Genomic DNA, 14,330 nt, shown 5'->3' with positions numbered 1-14,330 from the left:
CTCGCTTTTGGCAAAATTTTGCTATAATAGAACTCTTTTAGCGTGTAGGACTTTTTCATGGCAAGGCAACCATCCCCGTCAACATTGAGCGAAACCGATCGTAAAACCCAGGCGTTGAAAACCACGCCCCACTCCTTGGAAGCCGAGCAGGCGGTGCTCGGTGGCATTTTGTTGAGCAACGACAAATTTGAAGAGGTGATTGAGCACGTTTACGCCGATGATTTCTACACCTTTGCTCACCGCGTGATCTTCCAAGAAATGGAAGCCCTTGCCCGTGCCAACAAACCTGTTGACATCATCACCTTAGACGAGCATTTGAAAAACAAAGGCGTGAGTGAAGAAGTGGGTGGTTTTGCCTACCTCGCGGAGCTTTCGCGCAACACGCCAAGTGCCGCCAATGTGTTGACTTATGCCAGCGTGGTGCGGGAGAAGGCCATCCAGCGTGAGCTGATTGGCGCGGCGCTCAACATTGTCGAGCAAAACTACGAGCCAAAGGGGCAGGATATCAAAGCCTTGCTTGATAATGCCGAAAAGCAAATTTTCGACATCGCCGAAAAGCGCACCAACAATGCCAAAGAGGGCCCGAAACCGATTGTTGAAATCCTCGATGACACGCTGCAAAAAATCGAAATTTTATCTCAAGCGAAAAACAACAACGGCGTGACAGGCGTGTCAACTGGCTACACCAGTTTGGATCTCAAAACCACGGGCTTGCAAAAATCTGACCTCATCATTGTGGCGGCGCGCCCGTCGATGGGGAAAACCACCTTTGCGATGAACTTGTGTGAAAACGCGATGATGAGCCAAACCAAGCCCGTGCTGGTGTTCAGCCTTGAGATGCCTGCCGATTCGATCGCGATGCGGATGCTCGCCTCCTTGGCGCGGGTTGACCAAACCAAAGTGCGCACAGGGCGCATCACTGATGACGACGAATGGTCACGCATCACAGGCGTGGTGCAAATGATGTCGGAGCGTGGCAACTTGTACATTGATGATTCCTCCGGCCTCACGCCAACGGAGCTGCGCTCCCGCGCACGGCGGGTGTATCGCGAAAACGGCGGCTTGAGCTTGATTATGGTTGACTACTTGCAGCTGATGCGCGCGCCAGGCTACAGCGAAAACCGCACTTTGGAAATCGCGGAGATTTCCCGCTCACTCAAAGCGCTCGCCAAAGAGCTGGAAGTGCCGGTGATTGCCCTTTCTCAGCTCAACCGTAGCTTGGAAAACCGAGCTGATAAACGCCCTGTGAACTCGGATTTGCGGGAATCGGGCTCCATTGAGCAGGATGCGGATTTGATTATGTTTATCTACCGCGATGAGGTTTATAACGAGCACAGCGAATTTAAAAATATTGCGGAGATTATCATCGGCAAGCAGCGTAACGGGCCAATTGGCAAAGTGCGGTTGACCTTCAACGGGCGCTTTTCCCGCTTTGATAATTACGATGGGCCGGCCTATAACGAAGACGAATAACCATGAATACAATACACGGCGCCAAAGCCACAGTGAGTTTGGCTGCGTTGCGCGACAATTTCAGCAAAATCAAACAACTCGCCCCAAATAGCCGCTGCTTAGCGATTGTGAAAGCCAATGGCTATGGCCACGGCATGCTGGCGGTGGCGCAGGCGTTGCGCGAGCAGGCCGACGGCTTTGGCGTGGCGCACCTCAAAGAGGCCGCCGCGCTGCGTCGGCATGGCATCGACAACCCGATAGTGCTGCTTGAAGGCTTTTTCAACACAAATGATGTGCCTTATTTGCAAGAATACAACCTTGAGCCGGTGCTGCACAGCGACTATCAACTGCGCGCCATTGAGCAAACCGCACTTTGTGGCCGCTTGAAGGTGTGGATCAAAATCGACACCGGCATGCACCGCTTAGGCTTTGCCTGCGATGAGGTGCAAGCTGTGTACGCGCGCCTGCAAGCCAGCGGCAAGGTGGAATCCATTGGCTTTGTCAGCCATTTCAGCCGCGCTGACGAGCGTGAGTGTGATTACAGCCAAACGCAAATCGACCGCTTCGAGCAGGCCATTGGTGATTTGCCAGGCCCGCGTAGCCTATCGGCCTCAAACGGCATTTTGTTCTGGCCACAAGCCCATTATGACGCCGTGCGCCCAGGCATTATTCTTTACGGCATCGCGCCCGATGACGACATCCGCACCACGCAATCACGCGGGTTGCGCTGCGCGATGACACTCAAATCCAACATCATTGCCTTGCGTCGCCATAAAGCAGGCGAACCGGTGGGCTACGGCGGGCGCTGGGTGAGCCCGCGTGAGAGCAATATTGCGGTGGTGGCGATGGGCTATGGCGACGGCTTCCCGCGCGATGTGCCAGAGAATACGCCAGTGCTCATTAACGGCAAGCGTTACCCGATTGTCGGCAAAGTGTCGATGGATATGCTTACGGTGGATTTGGGCGATGATAGCGCCGCGATTGGCGATGACGTGACATTTTGGGGGCCTGATCTGCCAGTTGAGGAAATTGCGCAACATCTGGGCGTGATCAGCTATGAATTGGTGACACAGCTTAGCAGCCGTGTTAGCCGCGAATACATTTAATCATTTGGAGAACTTATGCAAAATATTAATCCTGTCAAAACCTCTGCCTGGCAAGCGCTAGAGCAGCACAAACAAGCACAACAAAACGTCACCATCAAAGCGTTGTTTGAGCAAGACGCTCAGCGTTTTGAGCGTTTTCACCTCGCGTTTCAAGATCAACTACTGGTGGATTTTTCCAAAAATGCGGTTACTGAAGAGACCTTAAAATTGCTGCGCCAATTGGCCAACGAATGTGCTCTGAATGAGGCGATTGAATCGATGTTCAGTGGTGAGAAAATTAACCGCACTGAAGATCGCGCCGTGCTGCACACTGCACTTCGCAACCGCGCTAACACGCCAGTGATGGTGGATGACAAAGACGTGATGCCAGAGGTCAACGCCGTATTAGACAAAATGAAAGGCTTTTGTGAACGTGTGATTTCAGGCCAATGGAAAGGCTACACCGGCAAAGCGATCACCGATGTGGTGAACATCGGCATCGGCGGCTCAGATTTAGGGCCGTATATGGTGACTGAGGCGCTGCGCCCGTACAAAAATCACTTAACCATGCATTTTGTTTCCAACGTGGACGGCACCCACATTGCCGAAACGGTGAAAAAACTCAACCCTGAAACCACGTTGTTTTTGGTGGCGTCGAAAACCTTCACCACCCAAGAAACCATGACCAACGCCCACAGCGCGCGTGATTGGCTGTTGGCTGCGGCAAAAGAGGAAAGTGCGGTCGCTAAACACTTTGTAGCGCTGTCCACCAACGCGAAAGCGGTGAAAGAGTTTGGGATTGACACAGACAATATGTTCGAATTTTGGGATTGGGTGGGCGGCCGTTATTCCCTGTGGTCAGCCATTGGCTTGTCTATTGCGCTTTCAATCGGCTTTGATAACTTTGCGCAATTGCTCAGCGGTGCCCATGAAATGGATAAACATTTCCGCACCACCGCACTTGAGCAAAACATCCCAGCTACATTGGCGTTGATTGGCATTTGGAACAGCAATTTCCTCGGTGCCGAATCCGAGGCGATTTTGCCGTATGACAAATATATGCACCGCTTTGCGGCCTATTTCCAACAAGGGAATATGGAATCCAACGGTAAATACGTTGACCGCAATGGCGAGAAAGTCAGCTATCAAACCGGCCCAATCATTTGGGGTGAGCCTGGCACTAACGGCCAACACGCGTTTTATCAACTCATTCACCAAGGCACTCAGCGCATTCCGTGTGATTTCATTGCGCCGGCGCAAAGCCACAACACATTGGGCGATCACCACCTGAAATTGCTCTCTAACTTCTTTGCCCAAACAGAGGCCTTGGCATTCGGCAAAACCGAGCAAGAGGTGATTGATGAGTTTGTCAAAAACGGCAAAACCCTTGAGCAAGTTAAAGCCGTGGTGCCGTTTAAAGTGTTTGAAGGCAACCGCCCAACCAACTCGATTTTGTTGCAAAAAATCACGCCGTTTAGCTTAGGCGCGCTGATTGCGATGTATGAACACAAAATCTTTGTGCAAGGGGTGATCTTCAACATTTTCACCTTTGACCAATGGGGCGTGGAGCTTGGCAAACAGCTGGCCAACCGCATTTTGCCAGAGTTGGAAAGCGCCGATGAAATCCGCTCCCATGACAGCTCAACCAACGGTTTGATCAATCAATTCAAAGCGTGGCGATAAACAAAACCGCACTTTGCAAAGTGCGGTGTGCATGATTCAAGGCTGCCAGTAGGCGGCCTTTTTGTTAATTGTAAGAAAGCTCCAATCGTGAGCCGTCAGCATACTGAATGGTTTGCGGTAGTGTGACAGCACGGATATTGCTGTCTTTGCGCAAAAACAGCTCACGCACATTGCTTGAGATGGATTCAATCGGGAAGACGAGGTCAATATTACGCTCGTTGAGGTTGCCCGAGTCGGATTTAAACGCCACTTGAATCTCTTTGTTGAAAATAATATGCCCTTGGTAGAGGTAGAGCGCCAGCCACTCAATGGAGTGAATCGGCTTGCTCGAATGGGTGGTGAGTGTATAGCGCAACACAATATTGCTTTCACCGGCTTGCGGTAGCACCATAAAGCTCGGCGTGCTGAGGTTGACGCGGCGGTTAAACTCCTCAAGCAGCGTGCGGTTGGTGAGCTTGTCGGCGGTGATGTGATATTCCGTCAAGGCGGTATCCACCGTTTGTGGCTGATTTTTTGAATCAAACCACAACATCGAGATAATCAATGCCGCAAGGCTAAAAAACGCAACGATATATTTCACCGCAGTTGGCATGCTTGGCTCCTTTTGTTTGCCTCAGGATAAGCAATAAGCGTGCGTGAGTCAATTGCAATACAAAAGTGCGGTCAAACCGCACTTTTAATTTAGTCATGCTCAGCGGCCATAAATGCTTGGGCTTTTTCCACCATGTTTTTTGAGCCCACAAACAGCGGCACACGTTGGTGCAGCTCGGTCGGTTGGATGTCTAGAATGCGGTTGAAGCCGTCGCTGGCCAAGCCGCCTGCTTGCTCCGCCAAAAACGCCATTGGGTTTCCTTCATACAACAAGCGCAATTTGCCTTTTGGATATTGGGTGGAGGTTGGGTAGATGTAAATCCCGCCTTTGAGCATATTGCGGTGGAAGTCAGACACCAATGAGCCGATATAACGCGAGGTGTAAGGGCGATTGGTGGCTTTGTCTTCTTCTTGGCAGTATTTGAGGTATTTTTTCACGCCCATCGGGAATTTGAGGTAGTTGCCCTCGTTGATGGAGTAGCATTTGCCATCTTGTGGGATTTTAATGTTCTCGTGGGACAAAATAAACACGCCCAATGATGGGTCGTAAGTGAAGCCGTTCACGCCGTGACCGGTGGTGTAGACCAACATGGTGGATGAACCGTAGACAATGTAGCCGGCGGCGACTTGTTTATTGCCCGGTTGCAAGAAATCTTCCATCGTGACTGGCTGGCCGATAGGGGAGATGCGGCGATAAATCGAGAAAATGGTGCCCACGGCCACATTCACATCAATGTTTGACGAGCCGTCGAGCGGGTCGGTGAGGATGATGTATTTGGCGTTGCGGCCACGTTCGGTGTCAAACGCGACAAAATTTTCTTCTTCTTCCGAGCCGAAGCCTGCGACTTCATCACGCGCGATAAGCGCAGCTTTCATTTTTTCATGGGCGAAGGCATCAAGCTTCATTTGCGCCTCGCCTTGCACGTTTTCCACGCCAGAGTTGCCGATGATGTCGTTATTCAGCCCTGCTTTGTTAATATCCCGATGGATAATCTTGGCGACCAAGCGAATGGAGGACAAAATGCCACTGAGCTCGCCTTTTGCGTTGGGATAATCGTGTTGTTTTTCGACAATAAATTCGCCTAATGTTTTCATAACCTGCCTCGGGATAATTTGAAAGAAATATTTTCATTTTTACTGTATAATCAAGCATTATCATTATAGCAGCGAAAAGCGGAAATGGTTGTCAGTTGTCTTTAGTTTGTGATCATTTCCACACTTTTATTTTAGAGCGACCAACATGAAACAACAGCACATTCATATTCTCGGCATTTGCGGCACCTTTATGGGCGGCGTTGCCATCATCGCCCGTCAAATGGGCTTTAAAGTCACTGGCAGTGATGTCAATGTTTACCCGCCGATGAGCACCTTTTTGCAAAACAGCGGCATTGAGATTATCCCCAATTACGACGTGTCACAACTTGAGCCGCGCCCGGATATGGTGATTGTCGGCAACGCGATGAAACGCGGCAACCCGTGCGTGGAATATGTGCTCGACAACCAGCTGCCATACACCTCAGGCCCACAGTGGTTGCATGATAATCTATTGCGTGAGCGCCATGTGCTGGCGGTGTCTGGCACCCATGGCAAAACCACCACCAGCAGCATTTTGGCATGGATTTTGGCCGACAATGGCCTTGAACCTGGCTTTTTAATTGGTGGCGTGACCGGCAACTTCGCCACCTCTGCGCAGCTGGGCATCGCGCCGTATTTTGTGATCGAAGCCGATGAATACGACACCGCATTTTTTGATAAGCGCTCAAAATTTGTGCATTACAACCCAAGTACGCTGATTATCAACAACATTGGCTTTGATCATGGCGATATTTTTGACGATCTCGCCGCCATTCAGCGCCAATTTCATCACTTGATTCGCCTGATGCCAAGCAAGGGGTTGATTCTCTCCAACAAGGCAGATGCCACCGTTAAGCAAACGTTAGAGATGGGCTGTTGGAGCGAGCAGCAGTTCACAGGCGAGGGGCAAGATTGGTTTGCCAAAAAGCTCACCGCCGACAGCACCGAGTTTGCCGTTTTCCACCACGGGGAAGAAAAAGCCAAAGTGCGGTGGGAGATTTTTGGCGAGCACAATATGCACAATGCCTTGATGGCGATTGCCGCCGCGCACCGCGTGGGCGTGCCGATTGACAAGGCCTGCGACTCACTCAGCCGCTTTGTGAACACCAACCGCCGCTTGGAGGTGAAAGGCTGCGTGAACGACATCACAGTCTATGATGATTTTGCTCATCACCCAGCGGAAATCAACGCCACCATCAACGCACTGCGTGACAAAGTCGGTGGTGCCAAGCGCATTCTCGCGGTGCTCGAGCCGCGTTCCAACACCATGAAAATGGGGCTGCATAAAAATGACTTGGTCGCCGCTTGGGTGAAATCCGACGTGGCCTTTTTGCTCCAGCCGGATAACATCCCGTGGGAGGTGGCCGAGCTGGCGGAAAAATCCACGGTGCCGGCGAAATGGAGCGGCAACATTGATTTGCTGATTGAACTCATCGCCAACGAAGCGCAAGCAGGCGATCATATTTTGATTATGAGTAACGGCAGTTTTGGCGGCATTCACCAAAAATTGCTCGAGCGGCTGGCAAATTAGGCCAAAAAGTGTGAGGCGTTTCACAGTTTAGCTGAAAAACGCCTTTTTTTTGCTTATTTTTTAAATAAAACGTGTCTTTTCTAGGCGATGTGTTACTATGAATGCGCTCTTAGAGCAGAATAGATTTACCAGGTTATGAACATCAATTGCGTTGTCCGTATTTTAGGTAAAAATTGTTAAATTAGTTATTTTAGGATTTATTATGTCTCAAGTTAAAGGAACCGTTAAGTGGTTTAACGAAACTAAAGGTTTTGGTTTTTTACAAGTTGATGGCGGCGAAGATGTATTCGTACATTTCTCTGCAATCAAAAGTGACGGTTTCCGTACCTTAAAAGAAGGCCAATCAGTCGTCTTTGACATTGTTGATGATCAACGTGGTAAAAAAGCAGAAAACGTAGTTGTTGCCTAATTAGCCAACACGTTTGAAGAAGTCGCCTTAGGGCGGCTTTTTTTATGCCTGAAACAGTCTGAAAAGGGCAAGAAAATGTAAAGTGCGGTTGAACTAAAATTGCAGAGATAAAAAAACCACCTCATGGCGGTGGTGATTGGTTGCGGGGGCTGGATTTGAACCAACGACCTTCGGGTTATGAGCCCGACGAGCTACCAAGCTGCTCCACCCCGCGTCCGTTTGAGGTGCTTATAATACGCAGTTTAAAAATTTTTGCAAGGTAGATCACAAAAATTTTTCACAACTGGCGATTATTTAATCTAACTGTGCGATATTTGCGCAATAAGTTTACACAAATTAGGCAAGTGATAATCGTAATTATTGCATATTTGCACTGTATTTTTGCGCCCATTTTTGATAACGTAAGCCACTATTCTAATAACAAGCATAAAATTTAAACAGTTAAGGTAAACGTGTTCATGAGTGTGTTGAAAAAAGCCCTTTCCATCGGATTAATTATGTTGCTCGCCGCCTGTGGCAGTGGGCCTAGCAAACGCGGTGTCGACAACGATCGCCAAATGCGCGAAAAAATGGGTGCCATTTATAACGGGCGGGATTACATCAACCTAGGCCAGGCGCTCACGCCAGTGTCTTATGTTGCCAACCAAGGCAGTGTGGTCAACCAAGGGGACTTTTTAACCCAAATGTCGATTGTGCAAGGCACTTCACCGCGGCTGGCGAACAAATTTGGCAACACTTATGCCAAAGTGCTCAACTGGGTGCTCAGCGGGGCGGATGTCAGCCAGCTCAATGCGGCAGGTTTAACGCCACTTTTGATGCGCGGTGAAGACGGCTTTCAAAATGTGTTGATGACAGGCTATTACTCGCCGGTGATCCACGCCAGATACAGCCCACAAGGGCGCTTTCAACACCCAATTTACGCCATGCCGCGGCAAAAACGCTTTTCACGCGCACAAATTTATGCCGGCGCGTTAAAAGGCCAAGGGCTGGAGCTGGCTTATACCGACTCCATGCTGGATAACTTTTTGCTTGGCGTGCAGGGCAGTGGCTATGTCGATTTTGGCAACGGCACATTGAACTATTTTGCCTACGCAGGCCAAAACGGCTACAAATACGCCAGCATCGGCCGCTTGTTAGTGGAAGACGGCGAAATCCCGAAAGAGAAAATGTCGGTGCAAGCGATCAAAGATTGGGCGGCGCGCAACCCAGCGCGGCTGCAAGGCTTGCTTGAGCGCAACCCGTCTTACGTGTTTTTTAAAAACGTGCCTAACGGCAAAGTGAAAGGCTCGGCGGGCATCCCGCTTATTCCTCTAGCCGCGGTGGCCTCTGACCGCCGCGTGGTGCCATCGGGCAGCATTTTGCTGGTTGAAGAGCCATTAATTGACCCGCAAGGCAACTGGACAGGCCAGCATCAGCTGCGTTTGATGATTGCCCTTGATGTGGGTGGCGCGGTGAAAGGCCACCATTTTGACCTCTACCAAGGCATTGGTGATGAGGCCGGCCACCAAGCAGGGCTTTTGAAACACTACGGCCGCGCGTGGGTGCTGCGCTGATGAGCAACGCGCTTGAAAGCCGCTTTGGTGGCATCGCTCGCCTTTATGGCGCTGAGGCGCTGACGTTGCTCAGCCAAGCGCACATTTGCGTGGTCGGCATTGGCGGTGTTGGCTCATGGGCGGTGGAGGCCTTGGCGAGAAGTGGGGTTGGGCACATCACCTTGATTGATATGGATGATATTTGCCTGACCAACACCAACCGCCAAATTCATGCTCTCGATGGCAATTTTGGCAAGCTTAAAGGTGAGGTGATGGCCGCGCGGGTGCAGGCGATCAACCCCGAGTGTGAGGTTAATTACATTGATGATTTCCTTACGATCGAGAACATCGCCGAGCACATCAAACCGCACTTTGATTATGTGATTGACGCCATCGACAGCGTCAAAGTCAAAGCGGCATTGATGGCCTATTGCAAGCGCAATAAAATCCGCGTGATCACAACCGGCGGCGCGGGCGGGCAGACAGATCCAGCGCAGATTCAAATTGCCGATCTTTCACGCACGATTCAAGACCCGCTGGCAGCCAAAGTGCGGTCAACGCTGCGCAAACAGTATCATTTTAGCCAAAACCCTAAGCGGAAATTTGGCATTGATTGTGTCTTTTCAACTCAGCCTTTGATTTTCCCGAAAATGGAAGGCGAATGTAATGTGTCGGCCACGATGAACTGTGCAAACGGCTTCGGGGCGGCAACAATGGTCACTGCAACGTTTGGCTTTTTTGCAGTATCCCGTGTGATTGAAAAATTACTACAACATCAAAAAAGGAAGATTTATGAAACAGTTTAAAAAACAACTTCTCGCCGCCGCGGTGCTGTCAACCGCAGCCCTCGGTGCGCAAGCCGACATCCTCACCACCGTGAAGCCAATTGGCTTTATCGCCGCCGCGATTGCCGAAGGCGTGACCCCAACCGAAGTGCTGCTGCCAGCCGGCGCCTCACCGCATGATTACAGCATGCGTCCGTCTGACCTTGAGCGTTTGAAAAAAGCGCAATTGGTCATCTGGGTGGGTGATGAAATGGAAACCTTCCTTGAAAGCAGCGTGGAAAAACTCGACGAGAAAAAAGTGCTCGAAATTGAAGACATTGACGGCATCAAACCGTTGTTAGGCAAAGCGATGCACGTTCACTTCCACGGTGACCATGATCACGACCATGACCACGATCATGACCATGACCACGACCATAAACATGGCGATCACGACCACGATCACAAACACGCCGATCATGACCACGATCACGACCATGATCACGGCCACAAACATGAACACGACGACCATGATCACGACCACGGTCACGAGCATCACCACCACGAAGGCCTGCAAACAGACTGGCATGTGTGGTATTCACCAAAAATCAGTGAATTGGTGGCAGAGAATATCGCCGAACGTTTAAGCGAAATCTACCCAGACAAAGCCGAGCTTATCAAAACTAACTTGGCCGATTTCAAAAAGAACATTGCTGATAAATTAGACAGCTTAAGCAAACAACTTTCACCAGTGAAAGGCGAAGGCTACTACGTGTTCCACGATGCGTACGGCTACTTTGAGCGTCAATTTGGTCTCAACCACCTCGGTGCGTTCACCATCAACCCAGCAGTGGCACCAGGTGCGAAAACCTTAAGCGAAATCAAAGCCAGCATTAAAGATCACAAAGCCAAATGCTTGTTTACCGAGCCGCAATTCACCCCGCGCGTGGTGGAAACCTTGCAGAAAAACTCAGGCGTTGGCGTGGGCCAACTCGACCCATTGGGTGAAAAAATCAGCTTAGGCAAAACAGCGTATACTGACTTCTTGCAAGCCACCGCTGACAGCCTAACAGAGTGCTTAGGCAAAAATAACCGCACTTTAGCGTGAATTTTTTGCTAAAACTTAAGTCTAACACCTTGCTAAGCAAGGTGTTTTTTTATCGTTAAGGAGTGGTTGTGAGACGAATCCCAAAAGCCGTTATCTTCAGTTTATTGATTGCAAGCCCACTGGCGCAGGCACAAACCAACGCGCCGAGCGCGCAAGAGAGTGGAGCGCAAAGTGCGGTTTTGGACCTGCCAACCCAGCGTGCGCTCTATCAAAAAACGGCGCAGTTGCTGCCACTGGCGGCCAAGCAGCAAAATTTTGCGCTGATCGACACCATGCTGGCCAAGCTTGAGGGCTATGTGCTCACGCCTTTTTTGCAATACCAACGCCTGCTGCTTGAGCCTGCCGCGCTCAACGAGCAGCGCATTGATGAGTTTGCCCAAGCGCACCCCGAGATTGCCGATCGCGATGCGCTCAACCGCACTTTGCTTGAGGCCTATTTCAAGCAGCAGCGCTGGCAGGCTGTCAGCGATTTTTTAAGCCGCCACCCGTTAGACGACCAAGCCAGCCAGTGCATTGGGTTAAGTGCGCAATTGCGCCTGGCTGAGGGTAACACAAACGTGTGGCAGGCGGTGAGTGTGCTGTGGCAAACGGGCCAATCCTTGCCCAATCAGTGCGATGATGTGCTCAACGCCTGGCAGGCGCAAGCGATGACGCCACAGCTGCTGCGTAAGCGAGGTCATCTGGCATTTTTGGCGGGCAGTGACGGCCTGCTGCGGCATTTGCGCAACCTTGCCACGGGCGATGACATGGTGTCGCAAAATTATTTGGAATCCTTGGTGCAATTGCGCGAGCACCCTGAGCAACTGCCCGTGTTTGTGCAAACCGCGGCCATCACGCCGGAAACGCGTGCGGTGGTTGACCGCACTTTTCCGCGCTTTTTGAAAAAGCTCGACGTCGCCTTGCTCAATGCTGATGATCCTTTTGCTGAATTTGCCCCGTGGGTGGCGCGCTTTGATCTCAATGAGGAACAAATCGCCAGCTGGAAGGCTGCGCTGGTGAGCAAAATTTTTGATCAAGACAACGCCCAATTGCAAGCCTGGCGCGATGCCCAAGTGCAAGCCTTGCGTGATGATGCGCTCACTGAGCGGCGATTGCGGACCGCACTCTTAAACCAAGCGGACCTCAGCCCATGGCTGGCGTTGCTTTCAGCCGACGCCCTTGATAAACAAGAGTGGCGCTATTGGCAGGCCATCAATGATGAAAAGCACGGCAAATCGCCGCGCAGCGCACTGTCTGCACTGGCGCAAGAGCGCGGCTTTTACCCAATGCTCGCCGCCCAAACGCTGGGGCAAACCTATCAACCGCACTTTGCAAAATTAAGTGATGACCAACGTGAGCCGCTGCTCGCGCCACTAAAAGTGCGGTTAGCCCAATTGCAAGAGCTGATCACTCTTGAGCAAACCACCACCGCTAATCGCCTGTGGCAGCAATTGCTAGCACAAGGTGAAAAGCGCCAACAAATCGCACTGGCGGATTACGCCAACGCTCAAGGTTGGTACGCCTATGGCGTGCAGGCAACGATTGCCGCCAAAGCGTGGGATTATATCCCCGCACGGCTGCCGCAGGCGTTTGACACTTGGTTTGACATCAATTTGGCCGGCAAGCAGGTGACACAAAGCTTTGCGCAAGCGATCGCGCGCCAAGAAAGCGCTTGGAACCCCGCTGTCACCTCCAGCGCTGACGCCCGCGGGTTGATGCAGCTGCTGCCAAGCACCGCCAAGCAAACCGCGCAGGTGCTCAAGCTGCCGTACAGCAACGCACAAGCGCTGTTTTCGCCGTTTGACAACATTATGCTGGGCACCGCGCACTTGCAGCAGCTGGCGGAGCGCTTTGGCGGCAACCGCATTTTGATGGCCAGCGCCTACAACGCTGGCAGCCGCCGCGCCGAGCAGTGGCTTGCGCGCGCGGGTGGGCGGCTTTCGATGGCGGAGTTCATCGCCACCATTCCGTATTTCGAGACTCGCGGCTACGTGCAAAATGTGCTCACTTATGACTACTACTACCAGCTATTGCGCAAAGGCACAGGAATTTCATTCGCCAAAAGCGAGGTTGATCGCGTATACTAGTACAACAGTAAATGCGAAAGGAGAGAGTATGACGGCAGATAAAAGCGAGCAGTGGCGCGTGTTTGTGGACTTGTTGCGTGATGCTTTTCGTGAAGGGCGCGAGCACGAGGTGCTTGGCATGCTGCTGACCGCTGATGAGCGTGATTCCATCGGCTTGCGGGTGCAGATCATCAAAGCCTTGCTGGCCAAATCCCACGCCCAGCGCGAAATTCAACAGCAACTCAACACCAGTGCTGCCACCATCACGCGCGGCTCGAATATGCTCAAAACGATGCCTGAAGAGCTGCTCAACTGGCTACAAGGCCATGGCAACTAAAGCCAAAAAGCGCCAAAAGCGCTCCCCGCGTTGGCTGACTCGCGCGCTGCGGATTGTTGGCCTTTTCCTGCTCTTTGTGGTGGCGCTGACCGCACTTTTACGTTTTGTGCCAGTGCCGTTTTCCGCCTACATGGCGCAGCAGCAACTTGGCCACTGGCTGACGGGGGATTTTGCTTTCAAAACCCGTTATGACTGGGTCAGCCTTGATCGCATCAGCAAACCGATGCAGCTGGCGGTGATCGCCGCAGAAGATCAGCAATTCCCCAGCCACTTTGGCATTGATTGGCAGGCGGTGGAAAAGGCCTACCAGCACAATCAAGCCAGTGCTCGCGTGCGCGGTGGCTCGACCATTTCACAACAAACGGCGAAAAACCTCTACCTCTGGCATGGCCAAAGCTGGCTGCGCAAAGGCCTTGAAGTGCCCACCACCTGGCTTTTGGAAACCTTGTGGGATAAAAATCGCATTTTGGAAGTGTACCTCAACATTGCTGAATTTGGCGACGGCATCTATGGCGTGGAGGCTGCCGCACAGCACTTTTTCAACACCTCAGCAGCCAAATTGACCAATGCGCAAGCGGCACTGCTGGCCAGCAGTTTGCCCAATCCGCATATTTATCGCGTTGATGCACCCTCACAGGCGATGTTGCGCAAGCAGCAGTGGATCTTGCGCCAAATGCAAGCCCTCGGCGGCAAGCCTTTTTTGCAAAGGTTAGAGTAAG

General features: G+C 51.6%; 13 protein-coding genes and 1 tRNA gene. 11 read left to right on the top strand and 3 right to left on the bottom strand.

The genetic code is table 11. The annotated features are described in order from the left end of the window. The first annotated feature begins 57 nt into the window (after window positions 1–57). The 3 genes from HPC37_RS04805 to pgi are packed head-to-tail and all read left to right on the top strand — an operon-like array spanning window position 58 to window position 4,220. Window positions 58–1,473 carry a replicative DNA helicase gene (locus HPC37_RS04805; RefSeq protein ID WP_208122058.1) on the top strand — a complete coding sequence of 472 codons (1,416 nt, stop codon included), beginning with the start codon at window positions 58–60 and terminating at the stop codon, window positions 1,471–1,473. Window positions 1,474–1,475: 2 nt separating this feature from the next. Continuing rightward, a complete protein-coding gene (gene alr, locus HPC37_RS04800) occupies window positions 1,476–2,558 on the top strand; it encodes an alanine racemase (protein ID WP_208122057.1) in 1,083 nt (360 codons plus the stop codon). 15 nt (window positions 2,559–2,573) lie between these two features. Beyond that, window positions 2,574–4,220, top strand: coding sequence for a glucose-6-phosphate isomerase (pgi, locus tag HPC37_RS04795; protein ID WP_208122056.1), 1,647 nt, complete (start codon window positions 2,574–2,576; stop codon window positions 4,218–4,220). Window positions 4,221–4,284: 64 nt separating this feature from the next. Here pgi and HPC37_RS04790 read toward each other — a convergent pair whose 3' ends face one another. Both HPC37_RS04790 and fbp read right to left on the bottom strand, forming a co-directional pair. Further along, window positions 4,285–4,812 carry a hypothetical protein gene (locus tag HPC37_RS04790; protein ID WP_208122055.1) on the bottom strand — a complete coding sequence of 176 codons (528 nt, stop codon included), beginning with the start codon at window positions 4,810–4,812 and terminating at the stop codon, window positions 4,285–4,287. 89 nt (window positions 4,813–4,901) lie between these two features. Continuing rightward, complete coding sequence (gene fbp / locus HPC37_RS04785; protein ID WP_208122054.1) at window positions 4,902–5,906, bottom strand: class 1 fructose-bisphosphatase; 1,005 nt, start codon at window positions 5,904–5,906, stop codon at window positions 4,902–4,904. A gap of 145 nt (window positions 5,907–6,051) precedes the next feature. On the opposite strand from fbp, the gene mpl reads away from it, so the two are divergent. Together mpl and HPC37_RS04775 are read left to right on the top strand one after the other, a co-directional pair. Beyond that, entirely contained in the window at window positions 6,052–7,416 is a 1,365-nt protein-coding gene (gene mpl, locus HPC37_RS04780) for a UDP-N-acetylmuramate:L-alanyl-gamma-D-glutamyl-meso-diaminopimelate ligase (RefSeq protein WP_208122053.1), read from the top strand. A gap of 202 nt (window positions 7,417–7,618) precedes the next feature. Next, window positions 7,619–7,825, top strand: a complete 207-nt coding sequence (locus tag HPC37_RS04775; RefSeq protein WP_208119120.1) for a cold-shock protein — start codon at window positions 7,619–7,621, stop codon at window positions 7,823–7,825. Window positions 7,826–7,962: 137 nt separating this feature from the next. Here the strand turns inward: HPC37_RS04775 and HPC37_RS04770 are convergent. Next, window positions 7,963–8,039, bottom strand: a tRNA-Met gene (locus tag HPC37_RS04770). A 244-nt stretch (window positions 8,040–8,283) separates the two neighbouring features. On the opposite strand from HPC37_RS04770, the gene mltA reads away from it, so the two are divergent. The 6 genes from mltA (at window position 8,284) to mtgA (ending at window position 14,329) form a co-directional block, all read left to right on the top strand. Beyond that, window positions 8,284–9,378: a murein transglycosylase A gene (mltA, locus tag HPC37_RS04765; protein WP_208122052.1), complete on the top strand. Its 1,095-nt coding sequence runs from the start codon at window positions 8,284–8,286 to the stop codon at window positions 9,376–9,378. Beyond that, the gene (tcdA, locus tag HPC37_RS04760) at window positions 9,378–10,163 is read left to right on the top strand and encodes a tRNA cyclic N6-threonylcarbamoyladenosine(37) synthase TcdA (protein WP_208122051.1); all 786 of its coding nucleotides are present in this window, start codon (window positions 9,378–9,380) and stop codon (window positions 10,161–10,163) included. Before mltA ends, tcdA begins: the two co-directional genes overlap by 1 nt. Continuing rightward, window positions 10,150–11,229, top strand: coding sequence for a zinc ABC transporter substrate-binding protein ZnuA (gene znuA / locus HPC37_RS04755; RefSeq protein ID WP_208122050.1), 1,080 nt, complete (start codon window positions 10,150–10,152; stop codon window positions 11,227–11,229). Before tcdA ends, znuA begins: the two co-directional genes overlap by 14 nt. A 68-nt stretch (window positions 11,230–11,297) precedes the next feature. Beyond that, on the top strand, window positions 11,298–13,295 hold the full coding sequence (locus HPC37_RS04750) for a transglycosylase SLT domain-containing protein (RefSeq protein ID WP_208122049.1): 1,998 nt from the start codon (window positions 11,298–11,300) through the stop codon (window positions 13,293–13,295). A 28-nt stretch (window positions 13,296–13,323) separates the two neighbouring features. After that, window positions 13,324–13,611, top strand: a complete 288-nt coding sequence (trpR, locus tag HPC37_RS04745) for a trp operon repressor (RefSeq protein ID WP_208122048.1) — start codon at window positions 13,324–13,326, stop codon at window positions 13,609–13,611. Continuing rightward, window positions 13,601–14,329 (top strand): monofunctional biosynthetic peptidoglycan transglycosylase, encoded by a 729-nt coding sequence (mtgA, locus tag HPC37_RS04740; protein ID WP_208122047.1) that lies wholly within the window; start codon window positions 13,601–13,603, stop codon window positions 14,327–14,329. Before trpR ends, mtgA begins: the two co-directional genes overlap by 11 nt. Window position 14,330: the final 1 nt, after the last annotated feature.

Origin of the sequence: Spirabiliibacterium mucosae, from assembly GCF_014884965.1 — a bacterium.
Classification (GTDB): Bacteria; Pseudomonadota; Gammaproteobacteria; order Enterobacterales; family Pasteurellaceae; genus Spirabiliibacterium; species Spirabiliibacterium mucosae.
This window is presented reverse-complemented; position numbering and strand designations above follow the sequence as displayed.